At 34.5% G+C, this 19,306-nt stretch carries 16 protein-coding genes and 1 tRNA gene; 14 read left to right on the forward strand and 3 right to left on the reverse strand.

Going from position 1 to position 19,306, the window contains the following annotated elements:
• Nucleotides 1–4: 4 nt before the first annotated feature.
• Both WFH39_RS00540 and WFH39_RS00545 read right to left on the reverse strand, forming a co-directional pair.
• Entirely contained in the window at nucleotides 5–763 is a 759-nt protein-coding gene (locus tag WFH39_RS00540) for a glycosyltransferase family 2 protein (protein ID WP_214587388.1), read from the reverse strand.
• 9 nt (nucleotides 764–772) lie between these two features.
• The gene (locus WFH39_RS00545; protein ID WP_336688401.1) at nucleotides 773–1,750 is read right to left on the reverse strand and encodes an acyltransferase family protein; all 978 of its coding nucleotides are present in this window, start codon (nucleotides 1,748–1,750) and stop codon (nucleotides 773–775) included.
• A gap of 198 nt (nucleotides 1,751–1,948) precedes the next feature.
• Here WFH39_RS00545 and WFH39_RS00550 point away from each other — a divergent pair, with 198 nt between their 5' ends.
• From WFH39_RS00550 to WFH39_RS00600, 11 genes are all read left to right on the forward strand, one after another.
• Entirely contained in the window at nucleotides 1,949–2,422 is a 474-nt protein-coding gene (locus tag WFH39_RS00550; protein ID WP_235131754.1) for a lipocalin family protein, read from the forward strand.
• Nucleotides 2,423–2,607: 185 nt separating this feature from the next.
• Nucleotides 2,608–5,622 (forward strand): leucine--tRNA ligase, encoded by a 3,015-nt coding sequence (locus tag WFH39_RS00555; protein ID WP_336688402.1) that lies wholly within the window; start codon nucleotides 2,608–2,610, stop codon nucleotides 5,620–5,622.
• A gap of 240 nt (nucleotides 5,623–5,862) precedes the next feature.
• On the forward strand, nucleotides 5,863–6,726 hold the full coding sequence (locus WFH39_RS00560) for a MotA/TolQ/ExbB proton channel family protein (RefSeq protein ID WP_214587384.1): 864 nt from the start codon (nucleotides 5,863–5,865) through the stop codon (nucleotides 6,724–6,726).
• A 62-nt stretch (nucleotides 6,727–6,788) separates the two neighbouring features.
• The gene (locus WFH39_RS00565; RefSeq protein ID WP_214587383.1) at nucleotides 6,789–7,397 is read left to right on the forward strand and encodes an ExbD/TolR family protein; all 609 of its coding nucleotides are present in this window, start codon (nucleotides 6,789–6,791) and stop codon (nucleotides 7,395–7,397) included.
• A 12-nt stretch (nucleotides 7,398–7,409) separates the two neighbouring features.
• The gene (locus WFH39_RS00570) at nucleotides 7,410–7,985 is read left to right on the forward strand and encodes an ExbD/TolR family protein (RefSeq protein WP_214587382.1); all 576 of its coding nucleotides are present in this window, start codon (nucleotides 7,410–7,412) and stop codon (nucleotides 7,983–7,985) included.
• Between the two features lie 24 nt (nucleotides 7,986–8,009).
• On the forward strand, nucleotides 8,010–8,852 hold the full coding sequence (locus WFH39_RS00575) for an energy transducer TonB (protein WP_214587381.1): 843 nt from the start codon (nucleotides 8,010–8,012) through the stop codon (nucleotides 8,850–8,852).
• A gap of 78 nt (nucleotides 8,853–8,930) precedes the next feature.
• Nucleotides 8,931–9,125, forward strand: coding sequence for a DUF308 domain-containing protein (locus WFH39_RS00580; protein ID WP_214591146.1), 195 nt, complete (start codon nucleotides 8,931–8,933; stop codon nucleotides 9,123–9,125).
• Complete coding sequence (locus tag WFH39_RS00585; RefSeq protein WP_336688403.1) at nucleotides 9,115–9,987, forward strand: PstS family phosphate ABC transporter substrate-binding protein; 873 nt, start codon at nucleotides 9,115–9,117, stop codon at nucleotides 9,985–9,987. Before WFH39_RS00580 ends, WFH39_RS00585 begins: the two co-directional genes overlap by 11 nt.
• A gap of 95 nt (nucleotides 9,988–10,082) precedes the next feature.
• Nucleotides 10,083–11,732, forward strand: a complete 1,650-nt coding sequence (locus tag WFH39_RS00590) for a tetratricopeptide repeat protein (RefSeq protein WP_336688404.1) — start codon at nucleotides 10,083–10,085, stop codon at nucleotides 11,730–11,732.
• A gap of 78 nt (nucleotides 11,733–11,810) precedes the next feature.
• Complete coding sequence (gene bshB1, locus WFH39_RS00595) at nucleotides 11,811–12,530, forward strand: bacillithiol biosynthesis deacetylase BshB1 (RefSeq protein WP_336688405.1); 720 nt, start codon at nucleotides 11,811–11,813, stop codon at nucleotides 12,528–12,530.
• A 35-nt stretch (nucleotides 12,531–12,565) separates the two neighbouring features.
• A tRNA-His gene (locus tag WFH39_RS00600) sits at nucleotides 12,566–12,641 on the forward strand.
• A 117-nt stretch (nucleotides 12,642–12,758) separates the two neighbouring features.
• On the opposite strand, the gene WFH39_RS00605 is transcribed toward WFH39_RS00600, so the two are convergent.
• Nucleotides 12,759–12,965 (reverse strand): transposase, encoded by a 207-nt coding sequence (locus WFH39_RS00605; protein WP_336688676.1) that lies wholly within the window; start codon nucleotides 12,963–12,965, stop codon nucleotides 12,759–12,761.
• A 772-nt stretch (nucleotides 12,966–13,737) separates the two neighbouring features.
• Between WFH39_RS00605 and WFH39_RS00610 the strand changes: the two genes are divergently transcribed.
• The 3 genes from WFH39_RS00610 to WFH39_RS00620 all read left to right on the forward strand — a co-directional run bounded on the left by WFH39_RS00610 (nucleotide 13,738) and on the right by WFH39_RS00620 (nucleotide 19,281).
• Nucleotides 13,738–14,955 carry a hypothetical protein gene (locus WFH39_RS00610; protein WP_336688406.1) on the forward strand — a complete coding sequence of 406 codons (1,218 nt, stop codon included), beginning with the start codon at nucleotides 13,738–13,740 and terminating at the stop codon, nucleotides 14,953–14,955.
• A gap of 24 nt (nucleotides 14,956–14,979) precedes the next feature.
• Entirely contained in the window at nucleotides 14,980–17,217 is a 2,238-nt protein-coding gene (locus tag WFH39_RS00615) for a S8 family serine peptidase (protein ID WP_336688407.1), read from the forward strand.
• Nucleotides 17,218–17,316: 99 nt separating this feature from the next.
• Nucleotides 17,317–19,281, forward strand: coding sequence for a T9SS type A sorting domain-containing protein (locus WFH39_RS00620; RefSeq protein ID WP_336688408.1), 1,965 nt, complete (start codon nucleotides 17,317–17,319; stop codon nucleotides 19,279–19,281).
• Nucleotides 19,282–19,306: the final 25 nt, after the last annotated feature.

Raw genomic sequence — 19,306 nt, forward strand, 5'->3', positions numbered from 1 at the left:
AAATTTAATTAAAAATTTTCGAATATTTTAAAAATCCGTTGAATGCCCAGTTTGCCGTATAATATAAAGACTTTGTAACAGAAAATCCCATGAAATCTTTATACACCAGATATTGATCTCTGATGATGTTTTTCTTCTTTCTGGAAACGCTGTTTTCGCGCATCCTGTATTTAGCGAGTGTTTTATTCAGCGGATAGCCTTTCGGGATTTTTTTCAGAAGATTCAGCCACATTACATGATCTTCGCGTTTGCTTTTTACAGGAAAGAAAAATTTACCCACTCTTTTCGTGTCGTACATGGTAGAAACCGGAGCCAGTCTGCAGGTTTTAAGCAGGTTGGAAAAGGTAACGATTTTGTCGGCTTCAAAATCTTTTAAAATCGGTTCCATCGTATGTTCATCACATCTGGAATAATTGCAGTATACCAATTCTGCATTGTTTTTATCCATAAACCCGATCATCTCCTCAAGATATTCGGGATACCAGAAATCATCGGAATCCAGAAATGCGATATAGCGTCCTTCCGCTCTTTCGAGGCTTTTATTTCGTGCATTTCCTGCGCCGCCGTTTTTTTCAAGAACGTGTAATTTTATTCTGGGATCATTGTACTTTCGGATCAGATCAACGGTGTCATCTTTAGAACGGTCGTCCGAGATCAGCCATTCCCAGTTTTCATACGTCTGATTGAGTACAGACTGTATGGTTTCCTCTATAAATTCCGCCGAATTGTAGGAGGGAGTAATTATTGAAACTAAATCTTTCATCTTGTGTTTTTATAAAAATTTTTTCTCGTAAAAATGCCATGAGCTTACCCCAACAGCAATAACAACCATCATACATACAAAAGCCATCACATAAGGATTATAATCTTTAAACAATCCCAATGTGGTAAAAGTTCTGATGATCGGGAAGTGGAAGATATAAATTCCGTAGGTAAAATCGCCGTACTTTCCGAAATTATTTAAAAATTTAAAAGAATACGCGATGTACAGAACGATAACCCCGATCATCATCGGAGAAAAAAGCTGAATATCTGTAAATAAATCAATCCACACTGTTGCTATAGCGATAATAAAAAGCGTGTTTTTGTATTTAATAAATTTATCGAAATTAAAATAGATCAGCATTCCCGGTATAAAATAGGAGAGAGTTCCCGGAAGCTGTTTTGCCATTGAAATTTTTCCCTGATGTTCAAAATAATTAAGATAAACAAGGGAAAGGAAATAAAGAATGATTAAACTGATGTTTCTGTATTTATTGTTTTTTCCGAACAGTAAAAATATAAGCGGAACAGCGAAATAATAGCACATTTCTATCTTTAGTGTCCAAAGTGCTCCGTTCACTGCCTGATTTCCGAAAACTCCGGGAAGCCACGGTGCTTTAAAATTTAAAAAGATGGAATTCCAGAAAAGATATTTGTAAACCTGCGTATTGGTAAAATATTCCCTGAAAGAATAACTGCTTACAAGACTTAGTAAAACAGCACAAAGAAAAACAACCAGTAAATAAGCGGGAACAATCCTCCTGATTCTTTTGCTTATGTAGCTTTTGAGACTGGAAGAACGCTCATAACTTCTGGCGATAAGAAATCCGCTCACTACGAAAAATCCGAAAACAGCAACTTCGATAGGACTGTGCTCCAGAAATTTCAGCTCCGGAGAAACGCTTAAAGCTCCGAGATGTCCCAAAAAAACGATAAAAGCGAGGAGAACACGGATAAAATCAAAATTGTTTTTCGTAATGTCTTGCATTTGCATTTGTTTGCTACAAAAATAGTTTTTTTCGCAGAAACATAATATTGAAGACAATGAATGTTTGCCAAATCAGGGAAAAACATCCGTTTTAAAATATCAATACACAGAAAATAATAAATTTTAATAATATTTCTTTAAAAAAATTGTATAATAATATAAATAAATCATAATTTTAGCGCTTGAAAAATTTGATATATGAAGAAATTAGCATTATTATTTGCAGGTTTATCATTATTTGTAGCGACAGGATGTAATAACAACGACGAAACGGTACTCGAGGCTCCGTTGGTAGGAGTTTGGCAGCCGGTGAAAAAAGTTGTAACTGTAGTTGCAACAGGGCAGGTTCCTGTTTCCGACGGTATTTCTTTTGACACAACTTGCCAGAAAACTTCAAGATGGACGTTCGCTTCCGGAAATGGAGGGAAAAGAACGGATATGGGAGACAGCGCAACACCGGGAACCTGCACGCCGACTTTCGACAGAACATTCACTTATACTTACGATAAAGACAGCAAAGCTATTCAGATAAAATATCAGGGTATTGTTCAGCCGGATCAGGGAAAAATCATCAGCATCAGCGATACTGCATTAAATATCATGTTTGAAGATAAAACAGATCCTACAAAATTCCATTCTGAAACCTATACATTCAAGAGAGTCACTCAGTAATAGTCTGATTTATCAATATAAAATACAAATCTCATCCACGGATGGGATTTTTTTGTGCATTATTTAATCAAATTTAAATTTCCATTTCTTTTAAAATCATTATTTTTGTGCATCTTGATTTTGGAATTAATAATGAAAATTAAATCTGATCTCTAAAGTCTAACATCTAACATCTATTATAAAAAGTGTTTTACGATCATCAGCAGATAGAAAAAAAGTGGCAGAAGTACTGGGAAGAAAATCAGACCTATAAAACTTCCGATAATACAGACAAACCTAAATTTTATGTTCTCGATATGTTTCCGTATCCATCCGGAGCGGGACTCCATGTAGGGCATCCTCTTGGATATATTGCTTCCGACATTTACGCGAGATACAAAAGACATCAGGGTTTCAATGTACTTCACCCTGTTGGTTACGACAGTTTCGGACTTCCTGCTGAACAATATGCTATTCAGACAGGGCAGCATCCTGCGATTACGACTGAGCAAAACATTACAAGATACGAAGAGCAGCTTAGAAAAATTGGCTTTTCTTTCGACTGGAGCAGAGAAGTAAGAACATCCGATGCTTCTTATTATAAATGGACACAGTGGATTTTTATTGAGCTGTTCCATTCATGGTATAATAAAGATACCGATAAAGCGGAACCTATTTCATATTTAATTAAACGTTTTGAAGAAAAAGGAACGGAAGGATTAAATGCCAATCAGAACGATGAATTAAATTTCACGGCGGAAGAGTGGAAAGAAGCTTCGGAAATTGATAAAGAAGACATCTTATTAAATTACCGTTTGGCTTACAGAGCCGAAACCACCGTGAACTGGTGTCCTGCTTTGGGAACCGTTCTGGCAAATGATGAAGTAAAAGACGGAAAATCCGAAAGAGGAGGTTTCCCGGTTTTCCAAAAGAAAATGATGCAGTGGAGCATGAGAATTTCTGCGTACTCTGAAAGATTATTACAGGGATTAAAAACTCTGGACTGGCCGCAGCCTTTGAAAGATTCTCAGGAATACTGGATCGGAAAATCTCAGGGAGCGCAGGTGAGATTCAATGTGGAAGGACATGATGAAATCGTTGAAGTGTTTACAACAAGACCGGATACTATTTTCGGAGCGACTTTTATGGTTTTAGCTCCGGAAAATCCTTTGGTGGAAACCATAACAACTGCAGAGCAAAAAGTTGAGGTAGATTCTTATATTGAAGAAACTTCCAAGAAAACGGAACGTGACAGAATGGCGGACGTGAAAAATGTTTCAGGCGCTTTCACGGGAAGTTATGCTTTAAATCCTTTCAGTGGAGAAAGAATGCCGATCTATATTTCAGATTATGTTTTGATGGGTTACGGAACAGGTGCTGTAATGGCAGTTCCTGCACATGACGAGCGCGATCACAGATTTGCAAAGAAATTTAATTTAGAAATAAAGAAAGTAGTGGAAACGGAAGAAGATGTTCAGAAAGCTTCTTTCGATTCTAAAGATTCTGTTTGCGTAAATTCTGATTTCTTAAATGGATTAAATTATAACGATGCAAAAGCATTGATTATTTCAGCTATTGAGAAAAAAGGAATTGGTCACGGAACAACGAACTACAGACAGCGTGATGCGATTTTCTCAAGACAAAGATATTGGGGAGAACCGGTTCCTATCTATTATAAGGATGGAATGCCTTATACATTGCCGACTTCCGCTTTGCCTTTGGAACTTCCGAAAGTTGAAAAATATTTACCAACAGAAGATGGCGATCCACCATTGGGAAATGCAAAAACGTTTGCGTGGGACGAAGCCAACCAAAAAGTAGTCGATACGAATTTAATTGACGAAAAAACAGTTTTCCCGTTAGAATTATCTACAATGCCGGGTTGGGCAGGAAGCTCATGGTATTTCTTAAGATACATGGATCCGAAAAATGAAGAAGTCTTCACTAAAAAAGAATTGTCAGATTATTGGGGACAGGTAGATTTGTACATCGGAGGAAGCGAACACGCAACAGGACATTTATTATATTCCCGTTTCTGGAATATGTTCTTAAAAGACAGAGGATATATTAATCAGGATGAGCCTTTCCAAAAATTGATTAACCAAGGAATGATTTTGGGGATGAGTGCTTTTGTTTATAGATGTAAATTAGTTGCTACAGATTTAAATCTTTTAAAACACTACAACTTAACTATCGATAATAAACAAAAAGAGATAGTTGAGAATTACATTAAGAAGTTTAATGAAAAATTTGAGAGCTTATTCCTTTCAAAAAAAATTAAAAATGACTTAAATAGTCTTATTGATTTTGAAACAACTAAAATAGTAGAAAAATTCTGCGAAATTATTGGTTTTGAAATTGATCAAGAATTATTGAATTTTTTCAGTGTTTCATTAACTGAAATCCACGTTGATGTATCCTTATTAAAAGGAACAACTGATGAATTGGATACTGAAGCCTTTAAAGCCTGGAGACCGGATTACGCAGATGCGGAATTTATTTTGGAAGACGGAAAATACATCACAGGTCGTGAAGTGGAAAAAATGTCTAAATCAAAATACAATGTGGTAAATCCTGACGATATTTGCGAAGAATACGGAGCAGACGGTCTACGATTGTATGAAATGTTCTTAGGTCCGTTGGAACAATCCAAGCCTTGGAACACGCAAGGTCTGAGTGGAGTGTATGGCTTCCTTAAAAAGTTCTGGAATCTTTATTTTGACGGAGATACGTTCTCGGTTTCCGATGAAGAGCCAACTAAAGCAGAATACAAAGTTTTGCATACCTTAATAAAGAAGGTGGTTTATGATATCGAAAACTTTTCTTTCAATACGTCTGTCTCTTCTTTTATGATCGCTGTAAACGAACTGCAAAAAATAAAATGCAACAAACGCAATATTTTAGAACCTTTAGCCGTTATCATTTCTCCGTATGCACCTCACATCTGTGAAGAGCTTTGGAGCTTATTAGGGCATCAGGATTCTATTGAATTTGAAAAATTCCCTGTATTGAACGAGGATTACTTAGTGGAAGACGAAATTTTGTATCCGGTAAGTGTAAACGGAAGAATGAAGTTTAAAATTTCACTTTCTGCACAGCTTTCTCCGAAAGAAGTAGAGGAAGTTGTACTTAAAGACGAAAAAATGCTGCAGATTCTGGAAGGTAAAACCCCGACGAAAATCATTGTAGTTCCTCACAGAATTGTGAATATAGTAATTTAAAAAAAAATTAACATTGGCAAATTAAAAAAAATGAAGGCTTAAATTTTTTGATTTTTTAACGTAAATGCTAAAATTGAAAAATATTACCAAAAAAAGAGAAAATAATTATAATATCGAAAGTGTATTAAAATTTCTTTATCAAAAAAATGGCAAATGTTTATTTAAGACTCTTGCATTTTAATTATTTTTGCCTTTAATTTACACCTTGTAAAATTTTAAAACAATATAATTTAGTTAAATATGGAAATGAATGTTTCAAAAAATGATGAGCAAGTAATTGCTAGAAAGTCGGGAGGTTTAAACCCAGCTGTAATTATTCCTATTATCTTTGCAATAGGAATTTGTATTTATTTATTCGTTTTGGGAAGTCCAGGTAACTTTAAGGATGCCGATAAGTTAGGTGCAGGGTCTGTTGCTTTCTCTGATGTTGAAGGAAAAGACATTCACCCGGAATCGTTCTTAGGGATTATCTACAAAGGAGGGGTTATTGTACCTATCTTGATTACTTTCATGCTTACCGTTATTGTTTTTTCAATTGAAAGAGCTTTAGTTTTAGGAAGAGCAGCAGGAAAAGGTAACCTAGATAACTTCGTTGTACAGGTAAGAAGCTTACTAAACCAGAACAAAATTGATGAAGCTTTAGAAGAGTGCGACAGACAGCAGGGTTCTGTTGGTAACGTTGTAAAAGAAGGTCTTACGACTTACAAAGCTTTATCTCACGATACTACTTTAAACAAAGAGCAAAAAATGGTAGCGCTTAACAAAGCAATCGAAGAAGCGACAACTCTTGAAATGCCAATGCTTGAGAAAAACATGATGATCCTTTCTACTTTAGGTACTGTTGCAACGTTAGTAGCACTTTTAGGTACAGTAATCGGGATGATCAAGGCGTTCTTCGCATTAGGTTCAGGAGGTGGTACTCCGGATGCTGCTGCACTTTCTACTGGTATCTCTGAGGCTTTGATTAACACAGCTTTAGGTATTGGTACTTCAGCAATCGCTATTATCCTTTATAACTTCTTTACTTCTAAAATCGACGGATTAACTTATAAGATCGACGAGATCGCAATGAGTATCCAACAGTCTTTTGCTGAATTCAACTAAGAATTTTTAGCAAGGAATTTGCAGTAAGTAAAAAGAAGTTTAATTAAAAATCATTAATAATAATGGCGAGAGTCAAACCAAAAAGACATGGAGTAGTGACGGATATGACGGCAATGTGTGACGTTGCGTTCCTGCTGCTTACGTTCTTTATCTTGACCACTCAGTTTAAAAAACCTGATGTGGAGCAGATTAAACCGCCATCTTCAATATCAGAGAAGTTACTTCCTGATGCAAGTTTGATGACCATCAACGCTACTCCGGACGGAAAATTTTATTTTCAGCCAGTAGAAAATGCATCTGAGAGAATACAGCTTTTAGACAATATGGGAAGAAAGTATGGAATTACTTTTGACAATAACGAAAAAGCTGCATTCCAGAAAGTACAAGCAATTGGGGTTCCTATGAACCAGCTTAAAAGCTATCTTGATTTGCCAGATGACGAGCAGAAAAATTTCAAGAGTCCTACAGGGATTCCTATGGATAGTACAAATAAGCAGTTAGTAGACTGGGTAAAAGAAAGTTTGAACGTAAATCCTGATTACAAATTAGCAATTAAAGGAGACGTTACAACAGAATACCCAAAAGTTAAAAGCTTATTTGAGGGTTTAAGAGATATCGATTTTCTTAAATTTTGGTTGATTACATCACAAGAAGGTAAACCTAATGAATAATATCATTTAGAAATGGCAGAAGTACAAGTACAGGAAAAGGGCGCCAAAGGCGGCAAGGTACGTTCCAAGAAACAGAGTACCAGAGTCGATATGACTCCGATGGTGGACTTGGGTTTTCTATTGATTACCTTCTTTATGTTCACAACCACATTCTCTAAACCGAATGTAATGGATTTGGGTCTTCCGGCAAAACCGAAGGATGAAACAAAAAAACCACCTCCAACAGAAATTAAACTTTCTAACTCTATATCTTTATTATTAGGTAAAGACAATAAGATTTTCTGGCATCAGCAGGACAACACGTCTTTAACAGATCAGAATCTTAACGAAACTACTTTTGATAGAGAAGGAATCAGAAAAGTAATTGAGCAGGCAAAAGCAAATGCGGCAGATAAAACTAAATTTACGGTTATTATTAAGCCAACTGACGATGCTGTATATAAAAACTTCGTAGATATCCTTGACGAAATGGCAATTACAAAAAGCGAGCAGTACGGTGTTACTGATCTTAAACCTTGGGAAAAAGCTATTTACGATAAAAAAGTGGGTAATTCTGGAGCTGCAGCTGCAACTCCGGCTACTAAGTAATTTAAACCATAAAATTGTAAATCTATGGCAAATGAAAATGTATACGATCCGAATCTTACTTTAGATGAGATTGTATTTGAAAATAGAAACAAGGAATATGGTGCATACGATTTAAGACATCAGTACCCAAAACTTCTGACAAAATCTTTCATCGTTGGAACAGCATTATTCCTTATTGCTGCTTTGTCTCCATTTATCTATCTTACCATTAAGAGACTTACTGCTCCGCCTAAACAGGAAGTTAAGGCTGATCTGGTAGATGTTCTTCAGGAAGATAAAATTATTGAGCAGCCAAAAGAAGAAGAACCACCACCACCACCTCCGCCAAAAGAGGAAGAGAAAATTGAAATTATTCAAAACGTGGTTCCAGAGCCTGTAAAAGCTCCAAAAATTGAAACACCACCGCCACCAATTTCTAAGCAATTAGAAACAACGACGGGTCTGGTAAATCAGGAAGGGGTAAAAGCTCCGGCTTACACTCCGCCGCCACCGCCGCCATCAACAGGTACAAAGGCATCTACCGCTGAAGTAAAACCTCAGGTAAGCGATACACAGGTTTATACAGAAGTTGAGCAGACTGCTGAATTCCCTGGAGGTATTAATGCTTTCAGAAATAAAGTATCCAGTAACTTTGATGGTTCAGCAATGAACGGAGATGAAGGTACGGTAAAAACTGAGATTACCTTTGTGGTAGAGAGAGACGGAAGTATTACTGACGTTAAAGCAAGTGGTGGAAATTCAGATTTTAATGCTGAAGCAATCAGAACCATTAAGTCTATTAAAAATAAATGGACTCCTGCTAAGATTAACGGTCAGTCTGTACGTTACAGATTCAGATTACCTTTAACAATGAATTTTGAAGGATAAGATTTATCTTTAAAATAATAATTAAAAAAGAGAAGCATTTGCTTCTCTTTTTATTTTTTTTGGTATTTTTGTTACATGATGTTCAATTGGTTATCTCTGGTTACGGGATTATTTTATATCGTTCTGGGAATTGTAGTGATATTCTACAAATTTTTCTTCACAGTTTTGGATCCTGGAGTTGCCTACGCGCTAGGTGGACTTCTTATTTTATATGGAATTTTCAGAATTTACAGAGCAATTACTAGAATTAAAAATTCAGGAAATGAAGAATAGTATTAAACTTATAATGCTGTTTTTCGTTAGCATTGTAGCAGTAAGTTGTAAAAAAGAAGATAAATCTGCGTCATACCATAAAGGTGAAATGACAATTCTCACCGATGAATCTTTTAAAAGTGTAACAGAGGCTTTAGCAGAAGGCTATATGATCAATTATCCTGAAACAAAAATAAAAGTAACTACCAAAAAAGAAGATCTCGGATTTATTGATTTACTTAACAATAAAGTAAGAATCGCTGTAATGTCGAGAGATCTTACTCCTGAAGAGATTAAAGAATATGAAAAACAGATTGAACTGAAATTTCTGCCCGCAAAATTTGCAGCAGATGCTGTTATTTTTGTTGTTCCCAAAGATTCTCCCAAAGAAAAGATTACAATTGATGAGATTCAGAAAGGATTACAGTCTGACGATAAAGAATTTATTTTTGACGGAGCAAATTCCAGCAATCTGAATTTTGTTGCGCAAAAGCTTAAAAAACTCCCAAAAGATTTAAAATTTTCAGTCATTCCGGGAAGCAAGAATATTATTGAAGAACTCAATAAATATCCTGATAAAATAGGGGTTATCGGTCTTAATACTTTCAGCCGTCCTTATGATAAGGAATCTGAACAGCTGAGAAGTATGGTGAAAATTCTTCCTGTTGAAGACAAGGGAAAACTTTACAATACAGATTTTGAAAACCTCCGTAAAATGAATTATCCATTTACAAGAGTCCTATATTTTTTAACAAACGAAGGAAACTTCAATCTTGCCAATGGCTTTATAAGGTATTCGTGCACACAACTTGGACAGATGATTGTTCAGAAAGAAGGCTTGCAACCTTATAATCTTTACAGACGAGAAGTTCAGATGCGTTAAAAAGTATTAAATTAATCCTTTAACCAAAATAAATGTATTATTTTGGTCTGAAAATTGTGTATTAATTAAATTGAATTTTGATTAGAAAATATAAAATGAAAGATATAATGAATATGAATGTAAAGAAGCTTGCTTTTGGAGCAGCTGTAATGTTTTTTACCAACTTTGCCGTTGCACAAACTGTACAGGATGGTATCAACAGTATCGATAGCGATAAATATGCTCAGGCAAAAACTAATTTTACGAACATGATCGCTTCAGCACCTACTGCAGAAAACTATTTCTATTTAGGGAATACGTATCTGAAGCAGGGAGAACCTGATTATGTGGCTGCAACCGAGAATTTTAACAAAGGTCTTGCGGCAGACAGTAAAAGTTACTTAAATAAATTAGGTTTAGCAACTGTAAAACTTGGAAAAGGAGATAAAAATGCTATTGCTGAAATTCAGAAAATTGTAACAGATTCAAAAGAGAAAGATGCAGAAGTTCTTTTCAGAGCGGCAGAAGCATTGACTTTATTTGAAAAAAATAACTCTCCTGATCTTGCAATTCAGTATTTGAATAAAGCGATTGAAAGAGCTGAGAAAAAAGGAGTTCCGGCTCATTACTATTATACTTTAGGAGATGCTTACAGACTAAAAAGAATGCCCGGAGATGCAATGTCTGCTTATGACAAAGCCCTTCCTCTGGCTAAAAATAAAGCGTCGGTTTATACAAGAATTGGTACTTTATGGATGGCTGCGCAACAATGGCAGCAAGCTAAAACAAGCATAGATAAAGCAATCGCGACAGATCCTTCTTATGCTCCTGCTTATAAAGCTCTTGCTGCTTACGATATCAGATATCAGCAAAACGCAAAAGCAACTCAGGATCTTATCAACTATACAAAATACGCTGATGAAGACCCATATACTCAATTAGAAATTGCAAAGCTTTATTTTACTAATGAAGACTATGCAAATTCCAAGCAGGTTTTAGATAAGATTTTTGATAAGATCAATGATCCTATTAAATTTAAATTAAGAGCGTATCAATTATATGCTGACGGAAAATATGCAGAAGCAAAACAGAATATGGATAATTTTGTTTCTCAGGCTGATAAATCAAGAGTACAACCTGCAGATCAGGGGCTGCAAGGGCTTATCGCAGCAGGTTTAGCAAAAACTGAAAAAGATACCGCTAAGAAAGCCGCTTTAACATCTGAAGCACAACAAAAAATAGCTATCGCAAAAGCAGCGAAAGATGAAACATTAAAGTGGGATATGGAATTGGTAAAAATAGCAGGAGGAGGCGCTTCTCAGGCTGATATTGATGCAGGACCTACAAACCCTACAATCGAAGGATTGAAGCAGAAAGTTGCAGCGAATGCTCAGGATTCAGACTCTCTATTTAAGTTGGCAACAGCTTATCAGGATGCAAAAAACTGGAACGGTGCAATCGCGACATGGCAAAAAATGAATGCTTTATTACCTGATTGGGCACCTGGTTATTACAGTTTAGGATATTCTTACCAGCAAGCCGGAAATAGTGATGCTGCGAAAATGGCATACGAAAAATTCATTAGCACTGTGAAACCTACAGAACAGGATGCCAACAAGCAAACCCTTGCTTATGCTTATTTTGCTGTAGCATACATGTCTAAAGATTCAGACTTGACAAAAGCAAAAGATTATGTTGCAAAATCTGTACAGTTGGATCCAACTTATCAGGATGCAGTAAAATTAAATGCAGAACTTAATAAATAATTTAATACAATTATAAATAATGAAACTTCCCATTCTTAATGTTTGGGAAGTTTTTAATTTAGCCCTATCTTTGATAGTATGAAAACAGATATACTAGCTTTTGGTGCACATCCTGATGATGTAGAATTGGGATGTGGAGGAACGATAGCCAAAATGGTTTCAGAAGGAAAAACCTGCGTTATTGTTGATCTTACGAGAGGAGAACTCGGAACGAGAGGAACTGAGGAAACCAGAAAAAATGAAGCATTAGATGCTGCAAAAATTCTCGGTGTTTCTATCAGAGAAAATTTAAATATGAAAGATGGGTTTTTGGAAAATAACGAGGAGTATCAGATGAGGATTATAAAAATGGTTCGCAAATACAGACCGGAAATCGTCTTTTCTAATACAACTGATGACAGACATCCCGATCATGCAAAAGGATCGAAATTAGTGTCGGATGCGTGCTTTTTAGCCGGTTTAAGAAAAATCGAAACAGTTTTGGAAGGCGAAAATCAGGAAGCATGGAGGCCAAAACATATTTTTAACTATATGCAATGGAAAAATGTGGAACCTGAATTCGTTATTGATATTTCAGAATTTCTGGATGCGAAAATTGAAGCTTGTAAGGCTTTTAAGACTCAGTTTTATGATCCGGATTCTAAAGAGCCGGAAACTCCGATTACTTCAAAAAACTTTTTGGACAGCTTAACTTACCGAGCGATGGATTTAGGAAGATTATCGGGAGTGACTTATGCTGAGGGATTTACGTCTGAGAAGCTAATTGCATTGAAAAATTTTGATGGAATTGTTTGGTAATTAAAAAATCTTTCCTATATTTGCACTCACAAAACGGTGATTGTAGCTCAGTTGGTTAGAGCGTCGGATTGTGGTTCCGAAGGTCGTGGGTTCGAGACCCATCATTCACCCAATAAAAGTACACTTTTCAAAAGTGTACTTTTTTATTTTACAACAGATTTTAATTTCAACAAATTAAATTAAAAGTTTATTCCTGAGATTTTCTGGATCAAGCGCAAAAGTTGGGGGCTATGCAAAAAGTTTAGTTAATCTGAATAAGAAGAACGCTTTGTCTTTTACACCTCTCAGATGTAATCTGAAATTTTTTATTTTCACATTAAAAGATTCCGTAGCGGCATTGGTGCTTCTTGCTTCAAAATAATTGAGAATATCGTTGTAATGATTTATAATGGTATTTTTGAGCGTCGATAATGATTTAAAACCTGACTCTTCAATATTCTAAACCAATAGTCAAGCTATAGCATCACAACTGATCTGGAGATGTTATGATTGTATATCTTCCTTAAACCATCCGATAAATGGTAGATTTTTTCTAAGTCAGGATATTCTCTAAACAGGAGTTCTGCCTGTGTAATCCGATTTTTTGTCCATTTTCCATGCTTTCGAAAAGTAAATGTAGGCTTGTTATCAGGAGTTGTTTTCGGGTATCTCGGTCTTCAAAAATCTGAATTTCAGGTTTCACTTTCCTGTCTATGGATTGTTTTATAATTTCATTTTTCTTGCGAACAAATGCTGTAATAGTTGTAAATAAGGTTGATACATATGTTTTAAAATATGTTATTGTAAATTAATGAATTTAGAAAATTATGAATTTGTAAAATTATTATAATACAATACCGTATTTATTACTTACAGATTTAAAATAACTAAGTAAAATGGTAAAAAATACAAAACTGTGGGAATAATTAATGATAAGATTTTATGAATACGTTTTTTAACCCTTTTCATTTAAGAGATAGAAAAATCGTAAAATATTGGATAATAAAGAATGTGGATTTTACTATTAAAATCAAAATGCTTATTCTTTATTACTTATCACGGGTTTATAATAAAAAAATAATAAAAATTATTAAGGATAATAATTAATTACGAATGATAAAATGTAAATAAATTAGGGTTATGATTTAAAATTTGATTTAAGTATTTAAATATGTGATTCTAATAAATTTTATTACCATTTGATGTTAATTTATACAAATTTTTTTGAGTGAAAAAAATATATATATTTGCGAAAAAAAATACAGGAATGAAAAAAATATTACTCACGATAAGTTCTCTGATCGCTGTATTCTCTTCAGCACAAATCTGGAATACGACAGGTAACAACGGAACAAATCCATCTACAAATTTCTTAGGTACTATAGATGCTCAGCCTTTAATATTTAGAACAAACAATTCTGAAAAGGTAAGAATAACACTTAATGGAAGTGTAGGAGTAGGGACTGATAACCCAACCCAAAAATTAGATGTTAATGGTTCTGTTACTGCTAACGAAAGATACAATAATGGTAATGATGGCTCTTATTATATTAAACTAAATTCTAACGGATACAACGTTCCTGTTATTAGCTATTCAGAAAGTTCCGGTAATATATTATCTTTTGGTAATCTTGGAGGACAGTATCATAGTAAAACAATTATCCGGGGAGGAAATGGAGATGTAGTAATAGAGCCTAACTCTACTAGTGGAGCTTTTGTAGTTAAGGCACAGTCGGGTAATGTAGGAATAGGAACAACATCACCAGCTGGAAAATTGACAATTCATAATGCGGATAATTTAGGAGTTAAGATTGAAGGAAATACAAGTTCTTATATAGGTAACGATTTAGAAATATATCGTCAGAATTCTACGAGTGATATTGGTCAAGCTGCAGCGATCCAGATGGGCGATGTACAGAATAATGTTCATACCATGATGCAAAGTTCAAAAGATGGATTTCAATTTTTTAATATGAGTAATGTTGCAAATAACAATTGGTGGACTGAAAGATTAAGAATTGCCAACAACGGAAATGTAGGGATAGGCTCGGTAAATCCAGATTCAAAACTTACAGTAAAAGGAAAAATTCATGCAGAGGAAGTGAAAATCGATTTGCAGGTACCTGCAGATTATGTTTTTCAAAAGTATTATAACGGGGCTTCTGATTTAAAGAATGATTATAAATTGTTATCTTTAGATGAAGTAGAAGAGTTTACCAAAAAATATCACCATTTGCCTAATTTTTCATCCTCAAAAGAAATTATTGAGAATGGATTAGAACTAGGAATAACAACCAATAAGCTTCTTGAAAAAATTGAAGAACTAACTTTATATTCCATTGATCTGAATAAGAAAAATAAAGAACAAGAGAACTTAATCAAAAGTCAGGCAGATATTCTTAAATCTTTGAATGAAAGATTAGAAAAATTAGAAAAGGCAAAGTAGAAATAATCCTAAAAATATTTTCCGATGTATAAAATATACCAAAAGTCAGTTTTGGGAATTTCTGTATTCTTTTTCATGTCGGTATTTTCACAAGAAAAGCAAGATGCCAATAATCGATTAATAGAAGATCAAAAGAATTTCCAGTTACAGATTATAAATAAAGAGAATAAACAGAAACAGGAAGTAGAGCGTTTAAAATCTTTAGGATTTCCGGAATTTATTGAAAAAGATGGAAATAATAAGCAATTAGTTGGTTCTGATGAAAATGGCAGACCATTATACTATACGACATTGAATGCCGGAGCGGCACAAATGACAAAAGCTAATACATTATATGCTGGAGGAACTGCCGGATTAGACATTTCAGGACAAAATATGATAATAGGACAGTGGGATTATTCAAAGCCAAGAGTTACTCATGAATTGCTTTCCGGAAAGATTACTTATGATTCTTCTCAAAATCAGACTATAACAAGGCACAGTACGAACATTGCAGGAACAATGGTTGGAAGTAATGGAGACGCAAATGCAAGAGGAATTGCATTTAATGCTAAACTTCATGCATATGATTGGGTAAATGATGTATCTGAAATGCTTAATGAAGCTTATTCCCCAAATAATCCAACGGGTATTTTAGTTGCCAATAATAGTTATGGTTTCGATCCTTTATATCTTCAAACCTATCAGTTTGGAAAATATAATTCTACAGCACAGAACTGGGATAACCTGATGTATTTAAAACCATATTTACAAATTGTTAAGGCTGCGGGAAATTCCAGAGAAATAGATCCTGCTCTTGTTCCTCAGGTAACTGCGAAGGGAGGATATGATTTACTTGAAGGAGCGGGAATTGCTAAAAATGTTTTGGTTGTGGCTTCTGCTAAAAAAAATCTTAATATGAATTCTGATGAAGATTTTGATATTTCTTCATTCAGCAGTTATGGTCCAACTGACGACGGAAGAATAAAGCCGGACCTGTGCGCACCTGGAGAGACTATATATTCATCTATTGAGACTTATGACTCCGCATACGGAACTTATAAAGGAACTTCATCAGCGACTGCTGTAGTTTCTGGTATTATAACATTATTACAGCAATATTATAAATCTGTGAGTCCTTCTCAAAGCTATATGCAATCTTCTACAGTTCGTGCTTTGTTGGCTCATACAGCTAATGATAAGGGAACGGAAGGGCCAGATTATATTTACGGATGGGGAATGGCAGATGCGAAAAGAGCAGTTGCTGCTATACATGATAATATTGAAGGAATTATTGGGGATTATAAAAAATCTACATTAATCAAAGAGATTTCTCTTAATCAGGGAAATAAATATACTTTGTATGTAGTTCCTTTGGATGTTAGCCAGCCTTTATCCGCCACGATATCATGGACTGATCCTCAAGGAAATCTTGTGAGCAATACTGTAGATCTTTCTACCCCTAATTTAGTTAATGATCTTGATCTTAAAATTGTTAAAGTAAATTCAAATGGTACAGAGACTGTTTATTACCCTTGGAAATTAGGAGGAATGAATAATGTTACGGCAGCAGCGACTAAAAATTCCACGAATAATGTAGATACAATTGAGAGAGTAGATATTAAAAATCCTACTAAGGACACTTACAAAATTATTGTGTCCCCAAAAACAAACACAACACCATTACTTCCAAATGGTGTTCAGAATTTTTCTATTGTTGTTTCTAATGTAGATTTTTGTTATAAAGAAGATTTAAAAATACTTACAAGTCCGATTGATGACATTACAACTCCACAAACTATCTGGGCAAAGCAGATCGTAGCAAGTAATAAAATTATTGCTCCTGTACAAAATGTTGAATATCTGGCTTCAAAAGATATTACATTGAAAGTTGGTTTTCATGCAGAAAATGCTTCAGGCTTTCATGCACTCATTACTCCTTGTTTTGATATGATTTCAGCATTCAGATATGTTGCACAAAAAAGAGTTTCGGATCAGAATGTTCTTCCTGAAACTATAAAAAGCGAAAGTAATTTTGCAATCTTTCCGAATCCTACAAAAGATGAAGCTCATATAAAATTCAGATTAGAAAACTCATCAGCAGTAAAAATATCCGTATATGATGCTTCCGGAAAAATTATTCTGAATAACCAAAGTAGTGAAGCATTTCCAAAAGGCGAATATTTACGAACAATTGATGTGAGTGATTATCCTTCTGGAATTTATACGGTTAGTTTAGAATGTAGTGACTTTAAAGAAACTAAAAAGCTTATTAAAAAATAAATCTTTGAGAATCGAATGTGCCGTTATTTAGCGCGATAAAAATATTTTAGACGATTCTCAGCGATTACAAATTTTCAAAATTTGAGATAAACACTTATGATGAAAAAAATACTTTTCTTTTTTCATATCCTTTTGCTGGATATGTGTTTTGCCCAGTCTCCTGGCGGTGTTTCGGGAGTGAGTGTTTGGTTTAAAGCTAATTCTGCACAAACTCCTGCATTAACTTATCAGGATTATAGTGGGAATCAGAATGAAATTAAAGCGATATCTACTCAGAACCAACCTAATTATACATTATTTAATTATAATGAAAGTTTGGATTTTGACGGGGTGGATGATTATCTGAAATTTCCATATTTGATGGAGACTATGGATAAGACTACTTTCTTTACAGCGTATCAAAATCAAAATACATCCACGGAAACAGCTATGTTTTCTTCAGAAAAGTCTTACGAGAAGGAAATATATTTCAGCACAAAAAATATTTTCCGATATAACAATGAACAGATTAGCTATATCAATACCAGTAATATTGATGATCTTCCTTCATTCAGTATGTATACAAGATTCGGAATTCCCTCAGAAAAGATTCATTCTGTTATAGGTACGACGGGAATATCTTCTATGTACGTAGGAAAAGATATAAGAAGTACCGGCTGGCAAAATTTTAAAGGTAAACTTCCGGAATTTTTCATATACCGTAAAATTCTTACTCAAAATGAAAGAAACCGTGTAAATTCTTATCTGGCTGTAAAATATGCAGTTACAATGCCTTATACTGAATATTATAGTTCAAAAAGTAAAAAGATATGGAAGCAGGATGACTTTACTAATTACTCTGCAAACATAGCAGGAATTGCCAGAGATAAGTATTCAGGTTTATATCAGAAACAGGCAACGAGTTCTTCAGAAAATAAGCGGCTTATTATTGCAGCTAAAAAATTAGCTTTAGACAACAATAGCAATGATGCAGATTTTCCCGATCAAAGTTTTCTTATATGGGGAGATAATAAAGAGCAATTATTGTTAGATACTCCTACTTCCGGATATCAGTTGTTTAAAAGAAAATGGAAAACCAGATTTTCTACAGAGACTTCTCAGACCATTCCGACTGAAGTGGTTTTTTCTGTTAAAAATATACTTACTATACCTGCAGATAAAAAGTTATGGTTATTTATTGATAAAACCGGACAGGGAAATTTTAATTCTGTCAACGTAGAAGTATTTCCTATGGATTATGTAGATGCAGATCAAAATGTTCATTTTAATAATATCACCTTTGATCAGGATTTATCAGGAACAGATGTTTTCACTTTTGCTTTAGGAAATAAAATATTATCAATTAATGAACTTCAGCAGCCTACTTGTACACAGAGGAAGGGAACATTAAATATAAATATTAAAGGAGGTAAAGCTCCTTACCATATTCAATTAACGGGTAACGGTATTAATCAGAATTTTAATGTTTCTACATCCCAGTTATCTTTCCCCGACTTGGTAATCGGAAACTATCATCTTATCATTACGGATGCGGATGGGAATATAATTAATGAAGATTTTACAGTCAATGATTTTAACTCGATCAATTTAGATTTAGGACCTGATGTGATAATAAGTTCCGGAGGATCTGCTCATTTCGACGCAAGTACCCAGATCTCGAATCCGAATGCTACTTATCAATGGACATCAGATAATGGATTTAGCAGCTCTTCCGCTAATATTACAGTGTATGAACCTGGAGTTTATACGGTAACAGTGAATACACCAGATGGCTGTACAAAAAAAGATACAGTAAAAGTAACTCGTAAAAGAGAAAACGGAATTGTATTATACCCAAATCCAGTGCCTAAAGGTCAGGTGTTTACCATAAGAATTATATCAGATATAAAAGAGAATGTAGATATCAAAATCTATGATGCTTCGGGAAGGCTTGTAAAGACCATACAGGATAATGGAAAAGACTATTATGAAATTAAAGATACGCTTTTAGTAGAGGGAGCTTATGTAATTGTTGTGAAAACGACTTCTGAATTAAAAGTATTTAAGCTCATCGTCACCAATTAGCCGCTAATAAACAATCTCTTATAGA

The organism is Chryseobacterium sp. MMO-72, assembly GCF_037146035.1.
GTDB lineage: Bacteria > Bacteroidota > Bacteroidia > Flavobacteriales > Weeksellaceae > Chryseobacterium > Chryseobacterium indicum.